Origin of the sequence: Streptomyces scabiei 87.22, from assembly GCF_000091305.1 — a bacterium.
Lineage (GTDB): Bacteria > Actinomycetota > Actinomycetes > Streptomycetales > Streptomycetaceae > Streptomyces > Streptomyces scabiei.
This window is the reverse complement of sequence record NC_013929.1, coordinates 6,073,487-6,099,516: the sequence shown is the minus strand read 5'-3', so window position 1 is coordinate 6,099,516 and position 26,030 is coordinate 6,073,487. Positions and strand designations below refer to the sequence as shown.

Annotated in this window: 22 protein-coding genes; 9 read left to right on the top strand and 13 right to left on the bottom strand. The window is 73.0% G+C overall.

All coding sequences use genetic code 11. From position 1 onward, the window contains the following. Positions 1-144 precede the first annotated feature (144 nt). The 3 genes from SCAB_RS26170 to SCAB_RS26160 are packed head-to-tail and all read right to left on the bottom strand — an operon-like array spanning position 145 to position 3,040. Positions 145-1,332 (bottom strand): dipeptidase, encoded by a 1,188-nt coding sequence (locus SCAB_RS26170; RefSeq protein WP_086022966.1) that lies wholly within the window; start codon positions 1,330-1,332, stop codon positions 145-147. Positions 1,333-1,379: 47 nt separating this feature from the next. Continuing rightward, on the bottom strand, positions 1,380-1,904 hold the full coding sequence (gene purE, locus SCAB_RS26165) for a 5-(carboxyamino)imidazole ribonucleotide mutase (protein WP_013003094.1): 525 nt from the start codon (positions 1,902-1,904) through the stop codon (positions 1,380-1,382). Then, positions 1,901-3,040, bottom strand: coding sequence for a 5-(carboxyamino)imidazole ribonucleotide synthase (locus tag SCAB_RS26160; RefSeq protein ID WP_013003093.1), 1,140 nt, complete (start codon positions 3,038-3,040; stop codon positions 1,901-1,903). Before SCAB_RS26160 ends, purE begins: the two co-directional genes overlap by 4 nt. A 263-nt stretch (positions 3,041-3,303) precedes the next feature. Between SCAB_RS26160 and SCAB_RS26155 the strand changes: the two genes are divergently transcribed. Continuing rightward, a complete protein-coding gene (locus tag SCAB_RS26155; RefSeq protein WP_037726169.1) occupies positions 3,304-3,846 on the top strand; it encodes a GtrA family protein in 543 nt (180 codons plus the stop codon). Positions 3,847-3,938: 92 nt separating this feature from the next. On the opposite strand, the gene SCAB_RS26150 is transcribed toward SCAB_RS26155, so the two are convergent. Both SCAB_RS26150 and SCAB_RS26145 read right to left on the bottom strand, forming a co-directional pair. Then, positions 3,939-5,207 (bottom strand): ATP-binding protein, encoded by a 1,269-nt coding sequence (locus SCAB_RS26150; RefSeq protein ID WP_013003091.1) that lies wholly within the window; start codon positions 5,205-5,207, stop codon positions 3,939-3,941. Positions 5,208-5,640: 433 nt separating this feature from the next. Then, positions 5,641-6,318, bottom strand: coding sequence for a response regulator transcription factor (locus SCAB_RS26145; RefSeq protein ID WP_037726315.1), 678 nt, complete (start codon positions 6,316-6,318; stop codon positions 5,641-5,643). Between the two features lie 659 nt (positions 6,319-6,977). Between SCAB_RS26145 and SCAB_RS26140 the strand changes: the two genes are divergently transcribed. Then, positions 6,978-8,522, top strand: coding sequence for a peptide MFS transporter (locus SCAB_RS26140; protein WP_013003088.1), 1,545 nt, complete (start codon positions 6,978-6,980; stop codon positions 8,520-8,522). A 113-nt stretch (positions 8,523-8,635) separates the two neighbouring features. On the opposite strand, the gene SCAB_RS26135 is transcribed toward SCAB_RS26140, so the two are convergent. From SCAB_RS26135 to SCAB_RS26120, 4 genes are all read right to left on the bottom strand, one after another. After that, complete coding sequence (locus SCAB_RS26135) at positions 8,636-9,748, bottom strand: hypothetical protein (protein WP_013003087.1); 1,113 nt, start codon at positions 9,746-9,748, stop codon at positions 8,636-8,638. A 13-nt stretch (positions 9,749-9,761) separates the two neighbouring features. Continuing rightward, positions 9,762-10,496 (bottom strand): hypothetical protein, encoded by a 735-nt coding sequence (locus SCAB_RS26130; RefSeq protein WP_037726175.1) that lies wholly within the window; start codon positions 10,494-10,496, stop codon positions 9,762-9,764. Positions 10,497-10,937: 441 nt separating this feature from the next. Then, entirely contained in the window at positions 10,938-11,453 is a 516-nt protein-coding gene (locus SCAB_RS26125; RefSeq protein ID WP_041669659.1) for an ATP-binding protein, read from the bottom strand. 473 nt (positions 11,454-11,926) lie between these two features. Beyond that, positions 11,927-12,295, bottom strand: coding sequence for an STAS domain-containing protein (locus SCAB_RS26120; RefSeq protein ID WP_013003084.1), 369 nt, complete (start codon positions 12,293-12,295; stop codon positions 11,927-11,929). Between the two features lie 234 nt (positions 12,296-12,529). On the opposite strand from SCAB_RS26120, the gene SCAB_RS26115 reads away from it, so the two are divergent. Next, positions 12,530-13,444, top strand: coding sequence for an RNA polymerase sigma factor SigF (locus SCAB_RS26115; protein WP_013003083.1), 915 nt, complete (start codon positions 12,530-12,532; stop codon positions 13,442-13,444). Between the two features lie 222 nt (positions 13,445-13,666). Further along, entirely contained in the window at positions 13,667-15,850 is a 2,184-nt protein-coding gene (locus SCAB_RS26110; protein WP_013003082.1) for an RICIN domain-containing protein, read from the top strand. A 60-nt stretch (positions 15,851-15,910) separates the two neighbouring features. Here the strand turns inward: SCAB_RS26110 and hutI are convergent, their stop codons facing one another. The 4 genes from hutI to hutU form a co-directional block, all read right to left on the bottom strand. Then, the gene (gene hutI / locus SCAB_RS26105; protein WP_013003081.1) at positions 15,911-17,212 is read right to left on the bottom strand and encodes an imidazolonepropionase; all 1,302 of its coding nucleotides are present in this window, start codon (positions 17,210-17,212) and stop codon (positions 15,911-15,913) included. Next, entirely contained in the window at positions 17,209-18,567 is a 1,359-nt protein-coding gene (locus SCAB_RS26100) for a formimidoylglutamate deiminase (protein WP_013003080.1), read from the bottom strand. Before SCAB_RS26100 ends, hutI begins: the two co-directional genes overlap by 4 nt. Further along, positions 18,564-19,769 carry an allantoate amidohydrolase gene (locus SCAB_RS26095; protein WP_013003079.1) on the bottom strand — a complete coding sequence of 402 codons (1,206 nt, stop codon included), beginning with the start codon at positions 19,767-19,769 and terminating at the stop codon, positions 18,564-18,566. Before SCAB_RS26095 ends, SCAB_RS26100 begins: the two co-directional genes overlap by 4 nt. A 104-nt stretch (positions 19,770-19,873) precedes the next feature. Then, positions 19,874-21,538, bottom strand: coding sequence for a urocanate hydratase (gene hutU / locus SCAB_RS26090; protein WP_013003078.1), 1,665 nt, complete (start codon positions 21,536-21,538; stop codon positions 19,874-19,876). Between the two features lie 157 nt (positions 21,539-21,695). Between hutU and SCAB_RS26085 the strand changes: the two genes are divergently transcribed. The 5 genes from SCAB_RS26085 (at position 21,696) to SCAB_RS26065 (ending at position 25,952) form a co-directional block, all read left to right on the top strand. Further along, entirely contained in the window at positions 21,696-23,123 is a 1,428-nt protein-coding gene (locus tag SCAB_RS26085) for a type III PLP-dependent enzyme domain-containing protein (RefSeq protein WP_037726322.1), read from the top strand. Positions 23,124-23,488: 365 nt separating this feature from the next. Then, entirely contained in the window at positions 23,489-23,887 is a 399-nt protein-coding gene (locus tag SCAB_RS26080) for a hypothetical protein (RefSeq protein ID WP_013003076.1), read from the top strand. Continuing rightward, positions 23,884-24,924: a hypothetical protein gene (locus tag SCAB_RS26075; RefSeq protein ID WP_013003075.1), complete on the top strand. Its 1,041-nt coding sequence runs from the start codon at positions 23,884-23,886 to the stop codon at positions 24,922-24,924. Before SCAB_RS26080 ends, SCAB_RS26075 begins: the two co-directional genes overlap by 4 nt. A 37-nt stretch (positions 24,925-24,961) precedes the next feature. After that, the gene (locus SCAB_RS26070; RefSeq protein WP_013003074.1) at positions 24,962-25,561 is read left to right on the top strand and encodes a roadblock/LC7 domain-containing protein; all 600 of its coding nucleotides are present in this window, start codon (positions 24,962-24,964) and stop codon (positions 25,559-25,561) included. Between the two features lie 16 nt (positions 25,562-25,577). Next, positions 25,578-25,952: a roadblock/LC7 domain-containing protein gene (locus SCAB_RS26065; RefSeq protein WP_013003073.1), complete on the top strand. Its 375-nt coding sequence runs from the start codon at positions 25,578-25,580 to the stop codon at positions 25,950-25,952. The last annotated feature ends 78 nt before the right edge of the window (positions 25,953-26,030 follow it).

Genomic DNA, 26,030 nt, shown 5'->3' with positions numbered 1-26,030 from the left:
GTGATCGCAGTACTCGTCACCGTGGCACGGAGGCCGTCCGCCTTCCTGGTGGGTGGGGCGTTCGGGTTGAACGGCGGCACCGGGCCCGCCGTACGCCACCCGGGTGATGTCCGGGCGGCGCCCGGGGTCACCCGTGCGGCCGTGTCAGCCGTCCAGCTGTTCGCGCGTCGCGTTCGACGGGCCCGTCCGGGCCTGGAGGTCCCGGGCCACGTCCTCCGCGGCGCCGAGCACCCGGACCGCGTTGCGCCAGGTCAGCTTGGCCAGGTCGGTCCGGGACCAGCCGCGGTCGAGCAGCTCGGCGATCAGGTGCGGGTAGCAGGAGACGTCGCCCAGGCCGTCCGGGAGGAAGGCCGTGCCGTCGTAGTCGCCGCCGATGCCGAGGTGGTCGATGCCGGCGACCTCGCGCATGTGGTCGAGATGGTCCGCGACCGTGGACACCGTGGCGGCCGGGCGGGGGTTGCGCTCCTCGAAGGCCCGGTGGACCGCCATGGCCTCGGGGGTGGTGTCGAGGTGGTGCAGACCGTGGGTCCGCATGTTCTCGTCGGCGTCGGCCGTCCAGTCCACGGCGGCCTGGAGGACGAACTTCGGCACGAACGTCACCATCGCCACGCCCCCGTTGGCCGGGAGCCGTTCCAGGACGTCGTCCGGGATGTTGCGAGGGTGGTCGCAGACCGCCCGCGCGGAGGAGTGGGAGAAGATCACCGGGGCGGCGGAGGTGTCGAGCGCGTCGCGCATCGTCGTCGCGGCCACGTGCGAGAGGTCGACGAGCATGCCCTCGCGGTTCATCTCCCGCACGACCGCCCGGCCGAAGGCCGACAGACCGCCGACCGCCGGCTCGTCCGTCGCGGAGTCCGCCCAGGGGATGTTGTCGTTGTGGGTGAGCGTCATGTAGCGCACGCCGAGCGCGTACAGCGCCCGCAGGGTGGCGAGGCTGCTGTCGATGGAGTGGCCGCCCTCGGCGCCCATCAGCGAGGCGACCCGGCCCTCGGCGCGGGCGGCCTCCATGTCGGCGGCGGTCAGCGCGGCCCGCAGCTCGGCGGGGTAACGGTCGATCAACTGCCGTACGCAGTCGATCTGTTCGAGGGTCGCGGGCACCGCCGCCGGCAGGAACGCCTCGTTCGAGGGCACGTACACCGACCAGAACTGCGCGCCGACCCCGCCCGCGCGCAGCCGTGCCAGGTCGGTGTGCAGGAACGCGCTCTGGTCGACGGCGATGTCCCGCGCGTCGAGGTCGTAGCGGACCTGTTCGCGCAGCGCCCAGGGCAGGTCGTTGTGCCCGTCCGCGACCGGGAACTCCCGCAGCAGCTCCCGGGCCGCCTCCAGCGATGTCATGGCCATCTCCCCCGTGTCCCCCGTGATCCCCGTCATGTCCGTGCCGCCTACTTCCCGAAGCCGAAGCCGCTGCCCGCTCCCTCGGCCTTGGCGCGCAGCCGCTTGCCCTTCTCGGTCGCCTGGTCGTTCAGCTCTTGCTGGAACTCCCGCATCCGGCCGAGGAGTTCCTCGTCCTGCGTGGCCAGGATGCGGGCGGCCAGCAGACCGGCGTTGCGGGCCCCGGCGACGGAGACCGTGGCGACGGGCACCCCGGCCGGCATCTGCACGATCGACAGCAGCGAGTCCATGCCGTCGAGGTACTTCAGCGGCACGGGCACGCCGATGACCGGCAGCGGGGTCACGGACGCGAGCATGCCGGGCAGATGGGCGGCGCCGCCCGCGCCCGCGATGATCACCTTGATGCCCCGGCCCGCCGCGTCCTCGCCGTAGGTGATCATCTCGCGCGGCATCCGGTGCGCGGAGACGACGTCCACCTCGTACGCGATCTCGAACTCGGCGAGGGCCTGCGCGGCGGCCTCCATGACGGGCCAGTCGGAGTCCGACCCCATGACGATGCCTACGACGGGGCTCATTCTGTGATCGTGCCTCTCAGGTATCCGGCGGCGTGACGGGCGCGCTCCAGCACGTCGTCGAGGTCGTCGCCGTAGGTGTTGACGTGACCGACCTTACGGCCGGGCTTCACGTCCTTGCCGTACATGTGGATCTTGAGCTTGGGGTCGCGGGCCATGCAGTGCAGGTACGCGGAGTACATGTCGGGGTAGTCGCCGCCCAGCACGTTGACCATGACGGTCCACCGCGCGCGCGGGCGCGGGTCGCCCAGCGGCAGGTCGAGGACGGCGCGTACGTGGTTGGCGAACTGCGAGGTGATCGCGCCGTCCTGGCTCCAGTGGCCGGAGTTGTGGGGGCGCATGGCCAGCTCGTTGACGAGGACGCGTCCGTCGCGGGTCTGGAACAGCTCGACGGCGAGGTGACCGACGACGTCCAGCTCCTTGGCGATGCGCAGGGCCATCTCCTCGGCCCCGAGGGCGAGTGCCTCGTCCAGGTCGGGTGCGGGCGCGATGACGGTGTCACAGACGCCGTTCACCTGCCGCGACTCCACGACCGGGTAGGCGACGGCCTGGCCGTGCGGCGACCGTACGACGTTGGCGGCCAGCTCCCGGACGAAGTCGACCTTCTCCTCCGCGAGGACCGGGACCCCGGCGCGGAACGGCTCGGCGGCGTCCTCGACGGAGCGGACGACCCAGACGCCCTTGCCGTCGTAGCCGCCGCGGACCGTCTTGAGGATGACCGGAAATCCCTCACCCTCGGCGGCGAACGCGGCCACGTCGTCGGGGTCCGCGACGATGCGGTGCCGAGGACAGGGCACACCGATCTCCATGAGCTTCGCCCGCATCACCCCCTTGTCCTGGGCGTGCTGGAGCGCCTCCGGACCGGGGCGCACGGGGATGCCGTCCGCCTCCAGAGCCCGCAGGTGCTCGGTGGGTACGTGTTCGTGATCGAAGGTGATCACGTCGCAGCCCTGCGCGAACGCACGCAGCGTGTCGAGGTCGCGGTAGTCGCCGATGACGACATCACCGACGACCTGCGCCGCGGAATCCTGAGGGGTGTCACTGAGGAGCTTGAACCTGATGCCGAGCGGGATGCCCGCCTCGTGTGTCATACGAGCGAGCTGCCCCCCGCCGACCATGCCGACTACCGGGAACGTCACGCCCCCAGGGTATCGGCCATGGAATCGGCCACTCCCGGGTGCCCTTCTCCCCGCCCGATTCCGCCCAGGAGCGCCCCGGCACGGCCCCGTGACCTCCTCCGTGTCCCGGCTGTGAGCTTCCGCACAGGCATTGCCCAGGGGGGCTGGTTAGCATGGCGGAACCAGTGGATTTTCGACCGAAGATCAACTCATTTCGGACGGGGCAGCGACCGGCCGACCACCGGCACGACACCGACCGGACCGAACGACGGGGGCCGCACACGATGGGACATACCAGCTCGGGGCCTGATCCAAGGCCCCACGGCGCCCTGCGCCGCCGGATCGACCTGCTCGTACGCGAGGTCGTCAAGTTCGGCGCGGTGGGCGGTGTGGGGCTGCTGGTCAACCTCGCGGTGTTCAACCTCGTACGGCACACCACCGAGCTGCAGGTCGTGCGGGCCAGCGTCATAGCCACGGTCGTCGCGATCGCGTGCAACTACGTCGGCTTCCGCTACTTCACGTACCGGGACCGCGACAAGAGCGGCCGGACGAAGGAGATGTCGCTGTTCCTGCTGTTCAGCGCGGTCGGACTGGTGATCGAGAACGGGGTGCTCTACACGGCCACCTACGGCTTCGACTGGGACACCCCGCTGCAGTCCAACGTCTTCAAGTTCCTCGGCATCGGCGTCGCGACCCTGTTCCGGTTCTGGTCGTACCGCACCTGGGTGTTCCGGGCGCTCCCGGCGCGTGAGGCCGTGGCGAGCGCGGAGTCGTTCCTCGAAGCGGAGGCCGTCCACCCGCCGGCGGTCACGGGCAAGCGGCGCTGAGGGCTCCCCCGGTCACGGGCGGGCACCCCTGAGGGTCACCGGACGGGCCGGTCGTCACCGGACGGGCCGGGCGTCACCGGACGGGCCGGGCGTCACCGGACGGGCCGGTCGTCACCGGACGGGGTGCGGACCGGCGTCCGCGACAGGAAGAGCCCGAACACCGGCGGCTGTGCCTGCAGCATCTCCAGGCGCCCTCCGTCGGCCTCCGCGAGGTCGCGCGCGACGGCCAGACCGATGCCCGTCGAGTTGCGTCCGCTGATGGCGCGCTCGAAGATCCGCGCCCCGAGGTCGGCGGGCACCCCGGGCCCCTCGTCGGTGACCTCGATCACCGCCTGGTTCCCGATGACACGGGTGCGCAGGGCCACCGTGCCGCCGCCGTGCATGAGCGAGTTCTCGATCAGCGCGGCCAGCACCTGGGCGACCGCGCCCGGCGTGCCCACGGCCTGCAGGTGCCGCTTGCCCGAGCTGACGACGGCCCGCCCGGCGCTGCGGTAGGCCGGCCGCCACTCCTCCAGCTGCTGCTTGATGACCTCGTCCAGCTCGAAGGAGACGGCCGAGCCGTTGCGGGGGTCGCGGGAGTTGGTGAGCAGCCGTTCCACGACGTCCGTGAGGCGCTCGACCTGGGTGAGCGCGATGTGCGCCTCCTCCTTCACCGTGGCGAGGTCGTCGGTGAGGGTGATCTCCTCCAGCCGCATGGACAGCGCGGTCAGCGGCGTGCGCAGCTGGTGGGAGGCGTCCGCCGCGAGACGCCGCTCGGCGGTCAGCATGCGGCCGATGCGCTCGGCGGAAGCGTCCAGGACGTCCGCGACCCGGTCCAGCTCCGGGACGCCGTACCGCTTGTGCCGGGGGCGCGGGTCGCCCGAGCCGAGCCGTTCGGCGGTCTCGGCGAGGTCGGTGAGCGGTGAGGCGAGGCGGTTGGCCTGGCGTACGGCGAGGAGGACCGCGGCGATGACGGCGAGCAGGGCGACCGCCGCGATGATCAGCAGCGTACGGCCGACCTCGCGGCTGACCGCCGAGCGGGACTCCTCGACGGTGACGGTCTCGTCCTTCTCGCCCCTGGCCTCGTGGCGGATGACGTCGCCGACGGGCTTCTCGCCGATCTCGATGGTGCTCTGGCCGGGGATCTCGATGCGGGCGTAGCGCTGGTCGCCGACCTGGTCCCGGAGGACCTCGGCGGTGATCCGTTCGTCGCCGATGATGCGGCTGTCCACGATGCTCGTCAGCTGGACCGCCTCGGACTCCACCCGCTCCTGGGCGCTGTTGCTGATCGTGCGGGTCTCCACGATGACGAGGGAGACCCCGAAGACGGCGATGACGACGAGGACGACGGCGAGGGTGGACTGGATGAGACGGCGGCGCACGCTTGCCCTCCGAACGGGGCGGGGTGTTCTGGGGACCTCGGGGTGGAGTGTTCCGGGGACCTTCGATTGTGCGGCACCCGGGGCGGGCCGCCGGGCCGGGAGCGGGCGCCTGCCCGCGCGGGGCCTGCGCGGCCGGGGGGTGACCGTGGTGCGGTCCTGCGGTCGGGGGTGACCGCGTGGAGCCTTCCCGTCGGGGGCGGCCTGTGTGGCCTTCCCGTCAAGGGTGACCGCTCGGGCCCCCGTCAGGGCGGCCGTGGTGGCGCCCTCCCGTCGGGGGTGGACGTCACCCGTGGCCGACCCCTCGGGAGCGCGGACGCCACACCCGTGCTGCCGCGGCGGGTGCCCGGGGAACCGCGCGGCCGGCCACGACCCACCGCGGCCGGCACACGACGCACTCCCCCGGGCCGCGGGGCGCCCGGCCCCACCGACCTGCTCAGTTCTTCTCGAACCGGAACCCGACGCCCCGCACGGTCGCGATGTACCGCGGATTCGCCGCGTCGTCGCCCAGCTTCTTGCGCAGCCAGGAGATGTGCATGTCGAGGGTCTTGGTCGACGACCACCAGGTCGTGTCCCAGACCTCCCGCATCAGCTGGTCCCGGGTGACGACCCGGCCCGCGTCGCGTACGAGCACTCGGAGCAGGTCGAACTCCTTGGCCGTGAGCTGCAGCTCCTCGTCACCCATCCACGCCCGGTGCGACTCGACGTCGATCCGCACCCCGTGGGTGGCGGGCGGCTGCGCCGGCTCCGCGGCGCCGCGCCTGAGCAGCGCCCGGACCCGGGCCAGCAGTTCGGCGAGCCGGAAGGGCTTGGTGACGTAGTCGTCGGCGCCCGCGTCGAGGCCCACGACGGTGTCCACCTCGTCGGCACGCGCGGTCAGGATGAGGATCGGCACGGTGTGCCCCTCGGCGCGCAGCCTGCGGGCCACCTCCAGGCCGTCCATGCCGGGCAGCCCCAGATCCAGGACGACCAGGTCGATGCCACCTTGCATGCCGGCGTCCAGCGCGGTGGGACCGTCCTCGCGGACCTCCACCTCGTACCCTTCCCGGCGCAGTGCGCGAGCCAACGGCTCCGAGATGGACGCGTCGTCCTCGGCGAGCAGTACACGGGTCATGGGGTGATGGTAGTCCGACGAGAACCGCAGGTGGAGGGTGATCGGCAAGCGGGATTCACACCTTGTCCGAGGGTTCTCTCACCTTCCCCGCGCATGATCCACTGCGGCGGGCGATTCGTCCCGCCACCCGTGAAGATCCACACCGGTGTGTGATGCCAGGTGAAGAAGGCGGCGCGAAGCGGTGCGGATCGCGCGCGGGTCTCGTGGACACGGCACTCCGGCACCCCCCACGCCCGGTCCACCACCTGCGTCCATCCATCCCGAACTCGACCGGGACCTTCGAATGCACGCCCACGGTTGCGTTCTTACCTGTGATCCGCCTCTCAAGCGCTTCCTTTTCGCGCGTCCTTCTGACGTATGGTGACGGAACGCCTGTAGCGACACGAGGGGACCTTCAGCGGCATATCCGCGCGGAAGGTCTCTTTCCTGTGCGTAAGGACAGGTACGCAATGACCTGTGGCCGGGCCCCGGACACGCGGGACGCAACGCTGCGTCAACGCGCGTAGAGGGGCGTGGATCCCGGTGGTCGCCGTCCGCCGTCCCGTGACCCGGGGCGGACCCCCGTGTGGCGGGGCGGACGTTCCGGCCGTCCGGTGCCGGCCGCCCCACCACCGGGCGCGCGCCCCCACGTGCGCCGTCCCGATCTGCAAGGAACGACCATGGCGTCCAGCCTGACGAAGGACCCGGCCGGCCGGGGAACCCCCGGCACCGAGGCCACCTTCTTCGGCCACCCCCGCGGACTGGCCACTCTCTTCATGACCGAGATGTGGGAGCGGTTCTCCTACTACGGCATGAAGGCCCTCCTCACCGTCTACCTGCTCTCCGGCGGCCCCGACGCCGGCAAGGGGAGCATGGGCGGCGGCCTGGCCATGGACCTGGCCACCACCACCACGATCGTCGCCGTCTACTCGGCGATGGTGTACCTGCTCGCGATGCCCGGCGGCTGGCTCGGCGACCGTGTCTGGGGCCCCCGCAGGACGGTGGCGATCGCCGCCGTCACCATCATGGCCGGGCACCTGGTGCTCGCCCTGCCGGGCGGTCAGGCGCCGTTCTTCGCCGGCCTGGCACTGGTCGCGGCCGGTTCCGGTCTGCTGAAGGCCAACATCTCCACGATGGTGGGCCACCTCTACGACGGCCCCGGCGACCCGCGGCGCGACGGCGGCTTCACGATCTTCTACATGGGCATCAACGCGGGCGCCTTCTTCGCCCCGCTGGCCATCGGCACCGTCGGCCAGGAGGTCAACTGGCACCTCGGCTTCGGTCTGGCGGCGGTCGGCATGGCCATCGGTCTCGCCGTCTTCCTCGCCGGCAGCCGGACCCTGAGCCCGACCAGCGACATCGTCCCCAAGCCGCTGGCGGCCGAGGAGCGCGCCGCCTGGCTGCGCGAGGGCCTGCTCTGGCTGGCCGTCGCGGCCGTCTTCTACGGTGCCGTGGGTCTCAGCGGCCACTTCACCCTGAACTGGGCGATGATCCCGCTGACCGTCATCGGTCTCGTCGTCCCGGCTGGTGTGCTGCTGCGCATCAAGCGGGACAAGGAGCTGACCACCGCCGAGCAGTCCAGGATGACCGGCTACATCTGGTTCTTCGTCGCCGCCGCCGTGTTCTGGATGATCTACGACCAGGGCGCCTCGACGGTCCAGGCCTTCGGCTCGAACGACCAGAAGGTGGCCGGCTCGCTGCTCGGCTTCGAGTTCCCGACCTCCTGGTACCAGTCGCTGAACCCGCTGTTCATCATGGCGCTGGCCCCGGTGTTCGCCTGGCTCTGGCTGTGGCTCAACCGTCAGGGCCGGGAGCCCAGCACGGCCGTGAAGTTCGCGATGGCCCTGGTGCTCATCGGTGTCTCGTTCTTCTTCTTCCTGATCCCGCTGGGCATGGCGGCGAACGGCACCCTGGCCAGCCCGATGTGGCTGGTGGGCATCTACTTCATCCAGACCGTGGGCGAGCTGTGCCTGTCCCCGGTCGGCCTGTCGGTGACGACGAAGATGGCTCCGGCCAAGTACGCCAGCCAGATGATGGGCGTGTGGTTCCTCGCGGTCACCGCGGGCGACTCGATCACCGGTCTGCTCTCCAACCCGGCCGTCGGCGGCTTCGACCTCAGCGGCACGGGCATGGTCGCCGTGGAGGCCACCCTCGCGGTCCTCGCCGGCTTCGCGATCCACATGTACCGCAAGAAGGTCAGGGCCCTCACGGGCGACGTCAACTGACCTCCGGCTCCGGCCGATCACGGGCAGGGCCGCCGTACCTCCGGGTGCGGCGGCCCTTACCGTTCCGCTTCCCGTGCCGCGCTCCCGGCGTCACGCGCGTACGCCCCTCCGCCTCAGGCGGGCGGTTCGGGGACGGTGGTGTCGCGGCGGGTGTCGGGGGTGAACCACGGCAGGCCCGGGTCCGGGACCGTACGGACGGCGGGCGGCGTACGGGGGTGTGCGTGGGCCGCGTTCGAGGGGCCCGGCCGGGGCACCCACGCCGGCAGGCGCCGCCCGCGTCCCCTCCCCTCAGGCGCCGTGCGCGCCGGGCGCGCACGGTCCACCACGGCCATGCCCGTCCGGAACAGCACCGCCGGGACGACGAGGCAGAGCATCAGCCAGAAGAGGGTGACGCCCCAGGGACGGCCCACGGTCCACGGCCGTTCGGCGAGGACCTTCCCGCCGTACGTGAGGGAGACGGTGTAGTCGCCGTGGGCCCCGGCCGCGAGGTCCACGGGCAGCGTGATCCGTGCCCTGCCGCCGGGCCGGATCGTTCCGCGCCAGCGCTGTTCCTCCCGGCGCGGGGCGAACACGCCGTGGGAGGTGCCGACCTGGAAGACGGGGTTCCTGACCGGTGAGGTGCCGACGTTGCCGACGGTGAGGACGAGTTCGCGGGCGGGGGGTGCGCCGAACCAGGTCAGCAGCCCGTCGGAGCCCGTCAGGCGAGCGTCCGTCAGCAGCGAGAGCCGGCCGCCGCCGGCCTCCCTCGGCAACGGTTCGACCGAGTGCCCGGCGACCTGGAAGGCCGCGTCGGCCGCCGCCTTCGGGCCCGTGATGGTGGAGACGTGCACGACGCAGGGACAGGGCACCGGGGGCTCGGACACCGGCAACTCCCGTCGGAAGCCGCCCTTGCCATCGGCGGTGACGGCCCGCCCGTCGGCGTTGGCGCAGGAGTCGGTGCCGCCGGGCACCCCCCGCGAGGGCGTTGCCCGGCCGCAGATGAGCATCATCAGGATCGCCTTCGGCCGCCATCCGTCACCGGTCACGGTGACCGAACCGCCGGTTCCGGCCTGCGCCTTGGACAGCTTCACGGTCGGCCTGTCCGCGGCCAGCGCGCTCCCGCCGCCGAGGGGCGCCGCCAGGAGGGCCAGGACGAGCCACACGGTGAGCGCCCCGGTGAGCGCCGGGGCGCGCGGGGTGGGGTGCCGTGTCGGGTGTGCCGCCGGGCCCGGCCGCCTTCTGCTCACGTTCCGGCTCCCGTCAGCGACGTACCGCCTGGTTCCTGCGGGTCACCCACAGGGCTCCCGCCGCGCCCGCGAGCAGGACCGTCCCGCCGAGCGTGCCGAGCGCGACCGCCGAGTCCAGGGGCCCGGTCCGCGGAAGCTCGCCGCCCGAGCCGCCGGTGCCACCCGTGGCGCCCGAGCCGCCCGTGGCGGATCCGCCGCCCGTACCGCCCCCGCCGGCGGCCTTGACGTCGAGGGTGAGCGAGGGGCCGGGATCGTTCCCCGGTGTGCAGGTGGTCACCGTGCCGAGGGCCTTGATGGTGAGGACACCCGCGGTGAACTCGACCTTGCCGGTCTTCTTCGGGGTGTACGTACCGCTCAGGTCATTGATCTTGATCGGCGTGTTGGGCGGGATCGCCTCTTGGTTCGCCGGCCCGGTCACCGTGAGCGTCCCGCTGTCGGCCCCGCCCAGCTCGATCGTGGCGCTCGGCGTCATCGCGCCCTTGCCCAGCTCCACCGGGCTGGACGACACGCCCTTCTGCCAGGACATCGTGATCTTGTAGCCGTCGCCGCTCTCGACACCCTTGATGTCGATCGGCGACACCGCGGACTTGTCCCCGATCGGCGTCTTGCAGTTGTACTCGACGTCCACGACCTCGGCATGGGCCACCGGGGCGGCCATCAGCACCGCCGATCCGGCCAGGGCCGCGAGGGTCGCGAGCGCGGCGGTTCGTTTCTGGTACGTCCGGTACGACACCTCGGCACCCCACATTTCTGACGGAACATCAGATCGGCGGCTCAAGGTACGCCGGGGCCCGTGTAGAAGGAAGACACACGCAGGTGTCGGATGCGTGTCGATGCCCCGGGGCGACTGCCCGGGGCGCAAAGGGGGGCGGCAGGGGCGTAGTGGGCACGGCGCGGCTCGACGTCCACACCGGCGCCCGGCTCTCCATGGCTACACGCTGGACCCACGGTCAACGGTCCGCGCCGGCCGCCTCGCGCTCCGCGACCACGGGCTGGACCCACGGTCAACGGCCCACGCCGGCCGCCTCGCGCTCCGCGACCACGGGCTCGGCCCCACCGCAGCAGGCCCGGCCCGCATCGCCGCACCATCGGCCCGCATCGCCGCACCATCGGCCCGCATCGCCGCACCATCGGCCCGCATCGCCGCACCATCGGCCCGCGGCGACCCGCCGGAGGCGGCCCGCCCCGGTCAGGCCGGCGCCCCCAGCTCCGCCCACACCGTCTTCCCGGACGCGCCGGGCTCCCGTACGACCCCCCAGTCCAGACACAGCCGCTGCACGATGAACATGCCGTGCCCGCCCGGGCGGCCCGCCCGGTGCGGGGTCCGGGGAGCCGGATCCCCCGTCCCCCGGTCGGAGACCTCGATGCGCAGCACCTTGTTGTCGGACCCGATCCGCAGCTCGGCGGGGCCCTCGGCGTGCAGGCACGCGTTGGTGACCAGCTCGGAGACCACCAGCAGGACGTCCTCGGCCGCCGCCCGCTGGTCCGCGGTCGCGGCCGGCAGCCAGCCCCACTCGTACAGCGCCTGGCGGGTGAAGTCGCGGGCGAGCGGCACGACGCCGCTCTCGCCCTCGAAGCTGAGCCGACGGGACCGACGCCCCGTGGCGGGGACCACGGGCGGGTCTCCCCCGGGCGCTCCGGAAGCGCCGCCGGCACCCGGTTCCGGGCCGCGGTCGCCCGGCGAGAAGGGCCGGGTGGTGCTCATCAGCGCTTCACCTCACCGATTCACCAGTACACGATTCAGGACTCATCAAGGATGCGGGACGCCGGCCCGCGGCACATGCTGTCTTCCGATGTCACCCATTGCGCCATCCGTACTCCCCGTCACATTCGCCGAACTTCCGAGTCGCCGCCGAGCCGTCGTCGGGCCGCCGTCGCACCGCCGTCGAGCAGCCGCGGAGCCGCCCGCGGACCCGCGCCGTACGCCCCGTCGCCCGTCCACGCCCCGCCACCGGGCCCTGCCGGCGGCCGGCCCGCTCGCCGGGACGTTCAGCATCTCTCCTGCCCGAGCGAACCGTCAGAACACCCATGTTTTCGGCACAGAAGCTGTGACGCGAACAATCAGCCGGTCGGGACGGGATGCCGGGGCCCTTTCGCGGGCCGGGCGGCAGGCCCGACGGACGTGGCGGCCGGACCGACGGCGCCCTCGGGCGAGGGCCGCGGACGACGGACGCGGGCCTAGTCCCCCAGGGCCGCGTCGAGGGTGTCGTGGACGGTGAACACCGCGTCCGCCCCGGTGATCTCGAAGACCCGCGCCACCGCCGGGAGCATGCCCGCCAGGTGGACTCCGCCGCCCGCCGACTCCGCCTTGAGCCGCACGCCCAGCAGGACGTTCAGCCCGGTGGAGTCACAGAACTCCAGCAGCGAGCAGTCCACCACCAGACGCGTGAAGCCCTTTTCCAGGCAGCTCTCGAGTGGCTCGCGCAACAGATCGGCGGTGTGGTGATCCAGCTCACCCGCCGGCGTCACCACGGCGCTGGAGCCCTCTTCCCGCACCTCGACCCGTAGCCGGCCCGACTGTGCGCTGCCGACCGTCCCACGGTCCATGCCGTCTCTCTCCCGACCGTCGTGACTGCTGACTCGCCCTCGAACACTACGCCTTCTCCACACTCTCCGACACCCGAACAATCCCCCGAAAAGGGACATTTCAGTGCAGGACGCACTTGCGACGACGTCCGGAAAGCGGGTAGGGCTAGTACTGCACCAAACGACACGGCCGGCTTTGGAGGCGCCGCACACCGCAGTGCACGTACAGGCATCGGCGGCCATATGCCGAGAACGATGGAGGACATCATGTCACCCCGGCTCGACGCATCGCATACCCAGAGGGCGACGTCGGCATCCGCCCCGGAAGAGACGCAGGACGACCTCGCCCACGATCCGGGCGACGGACTCGCCGACCTGCCGGAGATCCCCCCGTACGACGAGGTGGGACCGGTGGACGCCCGGGCGTTGTCCAAGACCCTCTTCGAGCGGCTGGAGTCCCTCGAGGAAGGCACGTACGAATACTCGTACGTCCGCAACACGCTGGTCGAACTCAACCTGGCGCTGGTCAAGTTCGCCGCCTCCCGGTTCCGCTCGCGCAGCGAGCCCATGGAGGACATCATCCAGGTCGGCACGATCGGCCTGATCAAGGCGATCGACCGCTTCGAACTGAGCCGGGGCGTCGAGTTCCCCACGTTCGCGATGCCCACCATCGTCGGTGAGATCAAGCGTTTCTTCCGCGACACCAGCTGGTCCGTACGCGTACCGCGCAGGCTTCAGGAACTCCGGCTCGACCTGGCCAAGGCCGGTGACGAACTGGCCCAGAAGCTCGACCGCGCCCCCACGGTGGGCGAGCTGGCGGAGCGCCTGGGGCTGACCAACGACGAGGTCGTCGAGGGCATGGCGGCCTCGAACGCCTACACCGCCTCGTCCCTGGACGCCCAGCCGGAGGAGGACGACTCCGAGGGCGCGCTGGCCGACCGGATCGGCTACGAGGACCACGGGCTCGAAGGCATCGAGTACGTCGAGTCCCTGAAGCCGCTGATCGCCGGACTGCCGCCGCGCGACCGGCAGATCCTCTCCCTGCGGTTCGTGGCCAACATGACGCAGTCCGAGATCGGGGACGAACTGGGGATCTCCCAGATGCACGTCTCCCGGCTGCTGTCCCGCACGCTGGTGCGGCTGCGCAAGGGACTGACTCTGGAGGAGTGACAGCGGTCACCGTGACCGTGAGAGAAGGCGGCCGGGTGCGGCAGGAGTTGCGACACTCCTCGCGTACCCGGCCGAACCGTTTCCGGCCTGCCGATCTCTCACCCCCCTTACCGCAAGAAACCCCTTCCCTCCGGTTCACCTTCCGTCACTATGGTCACGCGCCAGAGTGTTCGGTGTTCCAGAAGCCGACTGGCGGTCACGGGGGTGCGAGGAGGCACGAGGATGACTCGGGCTCGGGACGAGCGCTCCGGCGACGACGACGGCCACGAGAAACGGCAGGACACCGGTACGCCGGGCGCACGCCCCGACGACGGGTCCGAGCACCGGCACGCGAACGCGTCGGACGCGCGGCTCACCGCGCTGTTGCGCGCCGACTCGCCGATCGCGTACACGGCCCTGCGCGAACTGCGTGAGCGCCACCACCCGTCGGTTCTCGCCTACGCCCGGCTGTGTGCCGCGAGCGAGTCCTCGGCCCTGGAGCTGGCGACACAGGCGTTCACGACCGCCACCCGGGAGACGGCGCGCGGCACCGAGGCGGCCGTGCCCTGGCGCCACCAACTGCTCCTGCTGACCGTCCGCGTGGCCGCCACCTGGACCACCGACGAACACGCGACCGGTCTCGCACCCGCCCTGCGCCCGGTGCTGGCCGCGGCGGGCCCCGAGGGCCCCGTCCCGCCCCTGCTCGCGGCGTTCCAGCTCCTGCCGCCCCGGCCCCAGGGACTCATCTGGTACGGCGCCGTGGAGCAGGAGCCGGACGAGCGCACGGCCGTGCTGCTCGGCCTCACCCCCGACGACGTCGCGTACAGGCGGGAGTCCGCGCTCCAGCCCCTGCGCCAGGCATGCCTCCGCGTGCGTCTCGCCGCCTCGGACGACCCGCGTTGCCAGGACTTCCGCCGGCTGATCGAGGAGTCCGTACGACCGGACTCCCCTCGCCACAGCACCGATCTGCACGCCCACATGGCGTACTGCCCCTATTGCGCCGGCGCCTACGAGGAGCTGTGCGCCCTGCGCGACAGCCCGCGCGCGACCCTGGCGGAGGGGCTGCTGCCCTGGGGCGGTACGGCGTACACGCGCGGCTCCCGCGGCGCCCGGGGCGCGGGCGCGGAGGACTTCACGGACCCGGAGGCCCAGGGGCGGGACGAGGCGGCCCGGACGCCCGGGGCGGGCGCCAGAGGGGGCGGGTGGGCCGAGGCCGCCGCCGCGACCGCCGCGGCGGCGGAGGCGTGGACGGAGTCGGGCCTGGGCGGCGGAGCCCCCGGCAGGAGCGCAGCTCCCGGGGCCGGTCCGGCGGGGGCGTCGGACTCGGGTACGGGCACGGCGTCGGGCTCCGGGTCTGGCAGAGGCAGCGGCTCCGGCACTCGCTCTGGGCCCGGCCCTGCCTCTGCCGCTGCCTCCGGCTCCGGCTCCGGCTCGGGGCAGGGGTCCGGCGCCTATTCCGCTTCGGCTTCCGGATTCCCCTCCGGTGACTCCGATTTCGGCTCCGCTTTCGGCTCCGATTTCGGCTCCGACTTCACCTCCGGGTTCGGCTCCGGCGACGGGGACCGTTCCGTCGGCGGGATGGGAGCCGAGCCTCGGGCCGGGGCGGCGACGGCCGCCGGGGCCTGGGCGGCGGGACCGCCCACGGAGCCCCTGGCCCCGCTCGGGGCCGAGGCGCCGGACGGGGTGCCGCGGGCCAAGTGGTCGCGGTCCCGCCGGATCGCGCTGACCTCGGTGGCCCTCGGGGTGGCGCTGGCGCCGCTGCTGGCGTTCCTGGTGTTCTCGGGACCGGTCGGCTCGTCGTCCGACGACGCGGCCGGTTCCGGTGGTACGCCCGCGGTGCCGCCGTCGGAGTCGGTGACCCCCACCGCCCCGCCGAGCCCGACGCCGTCCCCGACCCCCTCGGAGACCGCGAGCCCCTCGAAGCCCCCGCGGAAGGAGAAGCCGACGCGCAGCCCCAGCCCGAGGCCGTCCGACACGGGTTCACCGACGCCGTCGCCGCCGTCCGGAGGGCCGCTGAGCGGTGCCTACACGCAGGTCGTGAACGTCGCCTCGGGGTTGTGCCTGGACATCCGGGGCCCGTTGGCGAAGGGCACCGACGTCGTCACGGCCACCTGCTCCTCGCGCGCCACCCAGCGCTGGCGGCTCGATTCCGGGCGTGCCGTCCTCCAGTCGTTCGCTGATCCCGACCTGTGCCTGGACAGCCGTGGGGCGGTCGACGACGGGGTGGGCGTCTGGGAGTGCGACTCGCTCGACGGGGAGAACGGCGACAACCTCAGGTTCGAGGTGGACTCCCGGGGGGCGATCCGCCCGGCGGTCGCGGGGCGGTTCGCCGTGACGCCGGACGCGCTCGGTTCCGTCGGCTTCGCCGTGGCGTCGGGGCGCGAGGGGCAGCGGTGGAAGGCGGGGGCCGGGCCGGTTTCTTCCTGAGACAGGTCCGGACCGGCCCCTTCCTGGGACCGGTCCGAACCGTCTGCGGGCCGGGGCCGGTCAGACGACGCGTACGCCCCTGCGCCACACGCCCGTGACCAGGGGCACTCCCGGCCGGTAGGCGAGATGGACATGGCTGGGCGCGTCCAGCAGAGCGAGATCGGCGTACGCGCCCGGCGTGAGCCGGCCGACGTCGTCGCGGCGGAGCGCCCGCGCGCCGCCCGCCGTGGCCGCCCAGACCGCCTCGTCCGGTGTCATCCCCATGTCCCGTACGGCGAGCGCGACGCAGAAAGGGACGGACGAGGTGAACGACGACCCCGGGTTGCAGTCCGTGGAGAGGGCGACGGTGACACCCGCGTCGAGGAGGCGGCGGGCGTCGGGCCACTCGGCGCGGGTGGAGAACTCGGCGCCGGGCAGGAGCGTGGCGACCGTGCTGCCGCTCGCGAGGGCGTCCACGTCGGCGTCGGTGAGGTGGGTGCAGTGGTCCGCGCTCGCCGCGTCCAGTTCGACGGCGAGCTGGACCCCGGGGCCGTAGGAGAGCTGGTTGGCATGGATGCGCGGGTGCAGGCCCCTGGCCCGGCCCGCCGTGAGGATCGCGCGGGCCTGGTCGCCGTCGAAGGCGCCCTTCTCGCAGAAGACGTCGATCCAACGGGCGTGCGGGGCACAGGCGTCGAGCATCTCGCCGGTGACGAGCGCGACGTAGGCGGCGGGGTCCTCGGCGTGGTCGGGGGAGACGATGTGGGCGCCGAGGTACGTCACCTCGTCCGTGTGCCGGGCGGCGATGCGCAGCGCCCGCGCCTCGTCGTGGACGGTCAGGCCGTAGCCCGACTTGGTCTCGAAGGTGGTCGTGCCCTGGCGGAGGGCCTCGCGGAGGTAACGGGTGAGGTTGGCCTCCAGTTCCTCGTCGGTGGCGGCGCGGGTGGCGGCGACGGTCGTGCGGATGCCACCCGCGCTGTAGGCCCGGCCGGACATGCGGGCGTTGAACTCGGCGGTCCGGTCACCCGCGAAGACGAGGTGGGAGTGGGAGTCCACGAAGCCCGGGATCACCGCCCGTCCACCGGCGTCGACCCGATTGTCAGTGGCGGGTGCTTTGCTCTGATCACCGGTCCACGCGATGCGGTCGCCGTCGATGACGACGGCCGCGTCCTGGATCAGTCCGAGAGGGGAACCGTCGCCGAGAGAGGGGTCGTTGGTGACCAGGGCGGCGATGTTGGTGATGAGCGTGCTGGCGGTGCTCGCCGAGTGGGCGGGGCTGTCGGTCGTCGGGCTGCTCATGGCGTCCTTGGTTGCCTGGTCGGCGGTCGGTTCGGGGTCGGGATCGAGGTCGGGGGGCCGGCCCGGGGGCGGGCCGGCCCGGGTCATCCGCGCAGCGCTGCGACGGCGTCCGCGAGGGCTCTCGGCACATCCGGTACGCGCGTGTGCGCCCCGTCCCGTACGACGTGCCGACCTCCCACCACCGTGTGCGACACGTCCGCTGCCGACGCGGCGAATACCGCCGTCTCCGCGCCGAGCCGTGGCAGCGGCCCCGCTGTCCTGACCGAGTCGAGCGCGATCGTCGTGAAGTCGGCGAGCGCGCCCGTCTCCAGGGTGCCGGCGTCGTCCCAGCCGATCGCCGCGTGGCCGTCGGCCGAGGCCGCCCGCAGAAGGGCCGCCGCCGTCCAGTGACCGCGCGTACGGGTGCGCAGACGCTCGTTCAGCTCCATCGCGCGCGCCTCTTCGAGCAGGTCGATGACGGCGTGGCTGTCGGAGCCGAGGGAGAGCGGGGAGCCCGCCCGTTGCAGGGCGACGGCCGGGCCGATGCCGTCCGCGAGGTCCCGTTCGGTCGTGGGGCACATGCAGGTGCCGGTGCCGCTGCCGCCGATGAGGGCGATGTCCTCGTCGGTGAGGTGGGTGTTGTGGACGCCCGTCGTGCGGGGGCCCAGCACACCGTGGTCGGCGAGGAGCTGGGCGGGGGTGCGGCCGTGCGCCGCGTGGCAGGCGTCGTTCTCCGCCGTCTGCTCCGACAGGTGCACGTGCAGCGGGGCCCGCCGCTCCTCGGCCCAGCGCGCCACGGTCGCCAGCTGCCCGGCCGGCACGGCCCGTACGGAGTGCACGGCCGCACCGATCCGCGCGTGATCCCGGTCCTTGAGAACAGAACAGCGTTCCGCCCAGTCCTCCGCCGTGCCGTCGGAGAAGCGGAGCTGGTGCTGGTCGGGTGCCTTGCCGAAACCGGCGGAGAGGTAGGCCGTGTCGAGGAGGGTGATCCGGATGCCCGCCTCGGCCGCGGCCTCGATCAGCGCCTCACCCATGGCGTTCGGGTCGGCGTACGGGGTGCCGCCGGGAGCGTGGTGCACGTAGTGGAACTCGCCCACCGCCGTGATCCCGGCCAGCGCCATCTCCGCGTACACGGCCCGCGCGAGGGCGTGATAGGTGTCCGGGGTCAGCCGGTCCGCGACCCGGTACATGACCTCGCGCCAGGTCCAGAAGGTGCCCGAGCCGACCTGCACGGTGCCGCGCAGGGCCCGGTGGAAGGCATGGCTGTGGGCGTTGGCGAGGCCCGGCAGGGTGAGCCCGCGCAGAACGACCGCGCCCGGCGGCGGGGCGGGCGTGCCGGTGCGCACCGCGGTGATGCGGCCGCCGGTGCCGCCGGTGCCGCCGGTGGTCACCGTGAGGGTCACGCCCGGCTCGACGTGCGTGCCGAGCCAGGCGTGTTCGAGCCAGTAGGTCGTCTCCGTCACCTGCGGGCCAGCCCTTCCAGTACGTCGGCGAGCGCGGTCACCCCGGCCAGGCAGTCGTCCTCGGCGGCGTGTTCGGCCGGGGAGTGCGAGACACCTGTCGGGTTGCGCACGAACAGCATGGCGGTCGGGACGGTCCCGGAGAGGATCCCGGCGTCGTGTCCGGCACCGGTTCCGAGGACCGGCACCTTCAGGCCTGCCGTGTCCCGGCCCAGGATGCGGGCGATCTCGTCACGCAGGGCGTGCTCGAACTCGACGACGGGGGTGAAGGACTCCCGGACGACGTCCAGTTCGATCCCGTGCTCCCGGGCGTAGTCGCGGGCCGCCTCCTCGATCGCGCCGACGACCGTGTCGAGCGTCGCCTGGTCCTCGGCGCGGGAGTCGAGCCAGCCGCGGACCAGGGAGGGGATGGCGTTGACCCCGTTCGGCTCGACGGAGATCTTGCCGAAGGTGGCGACGGCTCCGGCCAGCCGGGCCTCGCGGCGGGCCGCGAGGACGGTCTCCGCGTACGACAGCATGGGGTCCCGGCGGTCGACGAGGCGCGTGGTCCCGGCGTGGTTCGCCTCGCCGCGGAAGTCGAACCGCCAGCGCCCGTGCGGCCAGATCGCGCTGGCGATCCCGACGGCGTCCCCGGACAGGTCCAGGGCCCGCCCCTGCTCGACGTGCAGTTCGACGAAGGCACCGATGCGTGCGAGGCGTTCGGGATCGGCGCCGATGCCCTCCGGGTCGTATCCGGCGGCCTCCATCGCCCGGGGGAGGGTGACGCCGTCGCCGTCGGTGAGCCGTCCCGCCTGCTCGGCGGTCAGCTGTCCGGTGGCCAGCCGGGAGCCCACGCAGGCCAGGCCGAAGCGGGCGCCCTCCTCGTCACCGAAGTTGACGATGGCGAGCGGCTTGTCGAACCGCGCTCCCCGGGCGCGGAGTTCGTCGAGCGCGGCGAAGGAGGAGACCACGCCGAGGGGGCCGTCGAAGGCCCCGCCGTCGGGCACCGAGTCGAGGTGCGACCCGGTGACCACGGCGTCCCCGGCGGTGGGGTCGCCGAGCCAGGCCCACTGGTTGCCGTTCCGGTCCACCTCGTGGTGCAGGCCCCGGTCCCGGGCCTGCTCCTCGAACCAGGCCCGGCAGTCGGCGTCGGCGGCGGTCCAGGCGAACCGGCGGTAGCCGCCGGAGCCGGGGTGCCGGCCGAGGGGCAGCAGGTCGCGCCACATCTCGTGGAAGGAGGCACCGCCGGTGACGGGGCGGGGGGCACGTTCGTGCGCTCCCGCCTCCGCGCTGCCGTCGCGCCCCTCTTCACGCTCCCCTGCGCGCTGGGTCACGCGTCCTCACCCTCGCGCATCGGCACCCGTACGCCCCGGTCGTCGGCGACGGACTCGGCGATGTCGTAGCCCGCGTCGACGTGCCGGATGACGCCCATGCCGGGGTCGTTGGTCAGCACGCGGCGGATCTTCTCGCCGCCCAGCTTCGTGCCGTCGGCGACCGTGACCTGGCCGGCGTGGATGGAGCGGCCCATGCCCACGCCGCCGCCATGGTGCAGGGAGACCCAGGACGCCCCCGAGGCCACGTTCACCATCGCGTTCAGCAGCGGCCAGTCGGCGATGGCGTCGGAGCCGTCGAGCATGGCCTCGGTCTCGCGGTAGGGGGAGGCGACGGAGCCGCAGTCCAGGTGGTCGCGGCCGATCGCCAGCGGTGCCGCCAGTTCCCCGCTCGCCACCATGTCGTTGAACCGCTCACCGGCCTTGTCCCGCTCGCCGTAGCCGAGCCAGCAGATACGGGCGGGGAGGCCCTGGAAGTGGACGCGTTCGCCGGCCATCTTGATCCAGCGGTGCAGGGACTCGTTCTCCGGGAAGAGGTCGAGGATCGCCTTGTCGGTCTTGGCGATGTCGGCGGGGTCGCCGGAGAGCGCGGCCCAGCGGAAGGGGCCCTTGCCCTCGCAGAACAGGGGCCGGATGTAGGCGGGGACGAAGCCGGGGAAGGCGAACGCCCGGTCGTAGCCGGCGAGCTGGGCCTCGCCGCGGATGGAGTTGCCGTAGTCGAAGACCTCGGCGCCGGCGTCCTGGAAGCCGACCATCGCCTCGACGTGCCGGGCCATGGACTCGCGGGCGCGGGTGGTGAAGCCGGCCGGGTCCTTGGCCGCGTAGGACGCCATGTCGTCGAAGTCGACGCCCACGGGCAGGTAGGCCAGCGGGTCGTGGGCGGAGGTCTGGTCGGTGACGATGTCGACGGGGGCGCCCGACGCGAGGAGCCGGGGGAGGAGGTCGGCCGCGTTGCCGAGGACGCCGATCGAGAGCGGGCGGCGGGCGTCACGGGCCTCGACGGCCAGCTGGAGGGCGTGGTCGAGCGAGTCGGCCCTGACGTCGAGGTAGCGGTGCTCGATGCGGCGGTCGATGGCGCGGGGGTCGCAGTCGATGCAGATCGCGACGCCGTCGTTCATGGTCACCGCGAGGGGCTGGGCGCCGCCCATGCCGCCGAGACCGGCGGTGAGGGTGATGGTCCCGGCGAGGGTGCCGCCGAACTTCTTGGCGGCGACGGCGGCGAAGGTCTCGTAGGTGCCCTGGAGGATGCCCTGGGTGCCGATGTAGATCCAGGAACCGGCGGTCATCTGGCCGTACATGGTCAGCCCGAGCTGTTCCAGCCGGCGGAACTCCTCCCAGTTGGCCCAGTCGCCGACGAGGTTGGAGTTGGCGATGAGGACACGGGGCGCCCACTCGTGGGTCTGCATGACACCGACGGGGCGGCCCGACTGGACCAGCATGGTCTCGTCCTGCTTGAGGGTCTGCAGGGTGCGGACCATGGCGTCGAAGGAGCGCCAGTCCCGGGCGGCCTTGCCCGTGCCGCCGTAGACGACGAGCTTGTCGGGGTGCTCGGCGACCTCGGGGTCGAGGTTGTTCTGCAGCATGCGCAGGGCGGCTTCCTGCTGCCAGCCCAGGGTGCTGAGTTCCGTACCGCGCGGCGCTCGAACGGGGCGGGGTCCTGACACGGTCTGCCTCCAGCTCTATACAGCAACTATTCACATCCTGACTTGCTGAATAGAACTAGTCAATACATCGGTAGGGCCAGCGGCGGCGCGCCGCGGGTGTTTGGCTGGACACACTGGATCCATGGGCTCGGACGACGACACGACAGCGGGGGACGGGATGGGAGACACGACGAACGGGACCGGCGGGGACGGGCCCACCGCCCGGCACGCGGAGGCGGCCGGGGACGGCGAGCCGACACTGCGGCTGTACGACACCGACGACGAGCGCGCCGCGCGGCGGGACGAGGCCGTGCGGGCGGCGGTGGAGCAGGGGCTGCTGTCCCCCGGCACCCCGGTCGTCGCCCTCCTCGACGTCAACGGGATCCGGGCCTCGGCGGGAGCGCTGCGGAGGGCGTTCGACGCGGTGACGGCGCCGGGGACGCCCGTGCTGCACGCCTTCGCGGTGAAGGCGACACCGCTGGTGCCCGTGCTGCGGCTGCTGCGCGAGGCGGGGATCGGCGCCGAGGTCGCCAGCGCCGGGGAGCTGGCCCTCGCGCGGGCGGCCGGGGTGTCGCCGCGGCGGACCGTGCTGGACTCGCCCGCCAAGACCCCGGCCGAGCTGCGGGAGGCGCTGGCGCTGGGCATCGCGGTCAACGCGGACAACCCGCAGGAGCTGGACCGGATCGACGCGCTCGTCCGGTCGGCCACCACCCGCTCCCCCGTCGGCATCCGGGTGAACCCGCAGGTCGGCTCCGGCGCGATCGGCGCGCTGTCGACGGCGACGGCGACCTCCAAGTTCGGCGTGGCCCTCCGGGACGAGGGAGCCCGGGAGTGGGTCGTCCAGGCGTATCTGGACCGCCCCTGGCTGAGCCGGCTGCACGCGCACAGCGGGTCCCAGGGGATGCCGCTGTCGCTGATGACCCGGGGGATCACCGAGACGTACGAGCTGGCCGAGGAGATCAACCGGCGGATCGGGCGGCGGCAGATCGACACGATCGACATCGGCGGCGGACTGCCGGTGAACTTCGCCTCGGAGGCGGCCACCCCGACGTACGAGCAGTACGCGCGGCTGCTCGCGGAGGCGGTGCCGGGGCTGTTCGACGGGCGGTACGGGCTGGTGACCGAGTTCGGCAGGTCGCTGCTGGCGAAGCACGGGTCGATCGTCGCCCGCGTCGAGTACACCAAGAGCGCCGGCGGGCGGGCCATCGCGGTCACGCACGCGGGGGTGCAGGTGGCAACGCGGACGGTGTACGCGCCCGGGTCCTGGCCGCTGCGGATCGCCGCGTACGACGCGAAGGGCCGGGTGAAGAACGGGCCGGTGGCGGTGCAGGACGTGGCGGGCCCCGCCTGTTTCGCGGGGGACCTGCTGGCGGAGGGGCGGCCGCTGCCACTGCTGGAGCCGGGCGACTACGCGGCCGCGCTGGACACCGGCGCGTACTACTTCGCGCACCACTACGCCTACAACTCCCTTCCCCGGCCCGGGATCTACGGATACGCCCCCGGGGACGGCCGGACGCGGTTCGCGGTGGTGCGGCAGGCGCAGACCGTGGAGCAGATCGTGGCCGAGGCGGGGGGAGCGGAGAGGTCGGGGCTGCTGGGGCTCTGACCCGCACCGCCGGACTCGACCGATGGCCCGATGTCGCCCGCGCCCCGGGTCGCCGAGGAGCGCCCGGAGGTGGCGCGGGGCGCCCGGCCCCGGGATGCGCACCAGACATACGCCCCTCACGCCCCCCAGAGTGAGGGACATCCGGCGCCCGGCCCGCGCCCGGTATGCGGCCCGGCCGCATAGCCGCACCTCAGCGCGTCGGCGGACCGCCCGGCACCCAACAGCGGCGAAAAGCAGGCAAGTCGACCTACCTTAGTCGGCTCTCCGCATGTTCCGCTGGAAAATGCCAGATCACTCACTCCCCACGCACACGTTGCGTAGCGTCTGCGTCACTCAGCCGAACCGCAGGCAGGAGGGGAGCCACGGTGCCCGGAATCGACGAGTGTCTGGTGGAGGCCATGAGGCTGCCCGGTGCCCTGGGCGCCGCGGTGGTCGACTGGACCAGCGGGCTGGCCCTGGGCACCGTCGGGGAGGCACCCGGCGGTGACCACGAGACGACCGCGGCGGAGGCGGCGGAGCTGGCGCGGCTGGCGGCGGAGCACCGGGCGTTCGCACCGGAGGAGGGCTCGGACTGGTCCGGCGCCGATCTGCCGGTCGAGGACCTGATCGTCAGCAACCGGGACACGTACCACGTGCTGCGGTTCGTGCGGACGACGTTCGACAGCAGTGTGTTTCTGCACCTGTGGCTGACCCGTTCGGACGGCAACCTCGCGCTGGCCCGGATCCGGCTCGGCGAGATGGCGGGACGGCTGGTGCTGGCATGAGCGTGATCACCACACCGGCGCCCCCGCTGCCCGTGCGCGGCGAACACTTCCGGCAGGCCGTCTCCCCGATGCTGAGCCGGCTCGCCGCCGAGCGGGCCACCGGCGTCCTGCTGCGCGAGAGCGGCTCGTTGTACCTGTCCGAGGGGGAGGTCGTGCATGCCGAGAGCCCCCGCTCCCCGGGCCTCGACGTGCTGCTCGCCACCGGGGGCGTCCTGGACCGCGACGGCTGGCGGGAGGCGGTCGACACGGCCGGGGCCGGGCTGCGGGTCGGACGGTTCCTCGTGGACAGCGGCCGGGTCGCGCGGGGCGCTCTCGAACTGTGCCACGCGGGGGCGCTGTTCGACGCGGCGTACTTCGTGCTCGGCCCGAGCAGCGCGCCGGCCAGCTTCCGTTACGGGGCCGCGCACTGGCTGGGGCCGATCCGTCCGGTGCCGGTGGCGGCCGTGGCGCGCGAGGCCCGGCGCCGCCGCGACCTGCTGCACCGCATCTGGCCCGACGCCGAGACGGACGACGCGCCGCTGACCAGGGCCGCCGACCGGGGCGTGTCCCCGGTCCCGGCCCGCCAGGGAGCCGTGCTCGGCCAGGTGAACGGCCTGCGCACGGCCGCCGAGATCTCCCTCACCCTGGGCCGTCCGGCCTTCCACACCCTGGTGGACGTACGGCGGCTGGCGGCCGCGGGGCTGATATCCGCGACCCGGCCCAGCCCGGTGGGAACCCCACCGGCACCGGCAGGCCCGGACCACCACTCCCGGGCCCCCCACCCCGAGCACTCCCCCGCCCCGCACCCGGCCCACACCGCGACGCCACCCGGTCCGGACCGCCTCACCCCACCGTCGGCCCTCACCCCACCGGCCGCTCCGGGCAGGCACGCGGCCACCGGACCCGCGACGGCCGGACCCATGACCGCCGGATCGGCGATCGCCGGATCCGCGGCCACCGCCGCGGCCCCGTCCCTCGTCCCACCTTGGCCCCTCACCACCACAGACCCCGACGTGGCTCTACTGCAAAGGCTCAGGGATGCGCTGGAGGCCCTTTGAGCGGCAGCGGGAGCGTCCCGCCGAGAGGAGACTGCTCATGGCCGCGGAGGCCGAAGTCCTCGACGAACTGCATCGGTTGAGGGCCCGTGTACCCCAGCTGACCGGCGCGCTCGCGGCCAGCGTGGACGGGCTCGTGCTCGCCCACGACACCCCCGGCGTCGAACCGGAGGGCCTCGCGGCACTCACCGCCGCCGCGCTCGGCGTCGCCGTACGGATGACGGACACCGCCGGCCGGGGCGAGCTGCGCGAACTGCTGCTGCGCGGCGACGACGGTTACGTGGCCACGTACGCGGCGGGCTCCTCCGCCGTGCTGACGCTGCTGGCCCGGGACCGGGTCAACGTGGGCCGGCTGCACCTGGAGGGCCGCCGGGCCGGCGGCCGGATAGGCGAGCTGATGGACGCCCGGCCCCGGCCGGACGACACCGCGACCACCGAGACCAGGCCGGTCACCAGGAACCCGGCCCGTGCGGTGGCGAGGACGACGAGCACGGCCACGAGCACGGCCACGGCCGCCGCCTCCCCGGCACCGGCCAAGGCCACGGTCAGGTCGACCATGCCCCGCCGCACTCCCCGTGCCCTCCCCACGCGCACCACCCCCCGAACCACTCCCAACGCACCTACCACCAGTGAAAGCTGAAAGGACACCGCACACCATGGCCAACACCGAGACCACGTTGAAAGAGGCCCTCGCGTCCATCGAGGGCGCGACCGGCGCCGCCCTGGTCGACTACACCAGCGGCATGGCACTGGGCACGATCGGCGGCAGCAAGGGGTTCGACCTCAACGTCGCCGCCGCCGGGAACACCGACGTCGTCCGAGCCAAGCTGCGCACCATGGAACACCTCGGCCTCAAGGGCGAGATCGAGGACATCCTGATCACCCTGTCCGACGCCTACCACCTGATCCGCCTGCTCACCGGCCGCGGCGGCAACGGCCTCTTCCTCTATCTGGTGCTCGACGCCAAGCGGGCCAACCTGGCCATGGCGAGGCACCAGTTGAAGCGGATCGAGGCGGAGCTGGAGGTCTGACCCGACCGACACCAGGGCTCCGGCGGCGCACCCCACCCGGGGAGCGCCGCCGAGCGCGTTCCCGGCGCCTCCGGCCCC

Coding starts and splice junctions, on each gene's coding strand:
- SCAB_RS26075 (WP_013003075.1), top strand. CDS start 23,884: ATGAGCGTGATCACCACACCGGCGCCCCCGCTGCCCGTGCGCGGCGAA.
- SCAB_RS26085 (WP_037726322.1), top strand. CDS start 21,696: ATGGGAGACACGACGAACGGGACCGGCGGGGACGGGCCCACCGCCCGG.
- SCAB_RS26125 (WP_041669659.1), bottom strand. CDS start 11,453: ATGAGCACCACCCGGCCCTTCTCGCCGGGCGACCGCGGCCCGGAACCG.
- SCAB_RS26145 (WP_037726315.1), bottom strand. CDS start 6,318: ATGACCCGTGTACTGCTCGCCGAGGACGACGCGTCCATCTCGGAGCCG.
- SCAB_RS26120 (WP_013003084.1), bottom strand. CDS start 12,295: ATGGACCGTGGGACGGTCGGCAGCGCACAGTCGGGCCGGCTACGGGTC.
- SCAB_RS26115 (WP_013003083.1), top strand. CDS start 12,530: ATGGAGGACATCATGTCACCCCGGCTCGACGCATCGCATACCCAGAGG.
- hutI (WP_013003081.1), bottom strand. CDS start 17,212: ATGACCCGGGCCGGCCCGCCCCCGGGCCGGCCCCCCGACCTCGATCCC.
- SCAB_RS26170 (WP_086022966.1), bottom strand. CDS start 1,332: ATGACATCGCTGGAGGCGGCCCGGGAGCTGCTGCGGGAGTTCCCGGTC.
- SCAB_RS26130 (WP_037726175.1), bottom strand. CDS start 10,496: ATGTGGGGTGCCGAGGTGTCGTACCGGACGTACCAGAAACGAACCGCC.
- SCAB_RS26110 (WP_013003082.1), top strand. CDS start 13,667: ATGACTCGGGCTCGGGACGAGCGCTCCGGCGACGACGACGGCCACGAG.
- purE (WP_013003094.1), bottom strand. CDS start 1,904: ATGAGCCCCGTCGTAGGCATCGTCATGGGGTCGGACTCCGACTGGCCC.
- SCAB_RS26155 (WP_037726169.1), top strand. CDS start 3,304: ATGGGACATACCAGCTCGGGGCCTGATCCAAGGCCCCACGGCGCCCTG.
- SCAB_RS26140 (WP_013003088.1), top strand. CDS start 6,978: ATGGCGTCCAGCCTGACGAAGGACCCGGCCGGCCGGGGAACCCCCGGC.
- SCAB_RS26065 (WP_013003073.1), top strand. CDS start 25,578: ATGGCCAACACCGAGACCACGTTGAAAGAGGCCCTCGCGTCCATCGAG.
- SCAB_RS26070 (WP_013003074.1), top strand. CDS start 24,962: ATGGCCGCGGAGGCCGAAGTCCTCGACGAACTGCATCGGTTGAGGGCC.
- SCAB_RS26095 (WP_013003079.1), bottom strand. CDS start 19,769: ATGTGGCGCGACCTGCTGCCCCTCGGCCGGCACCCCGGCTCCGGCGGC.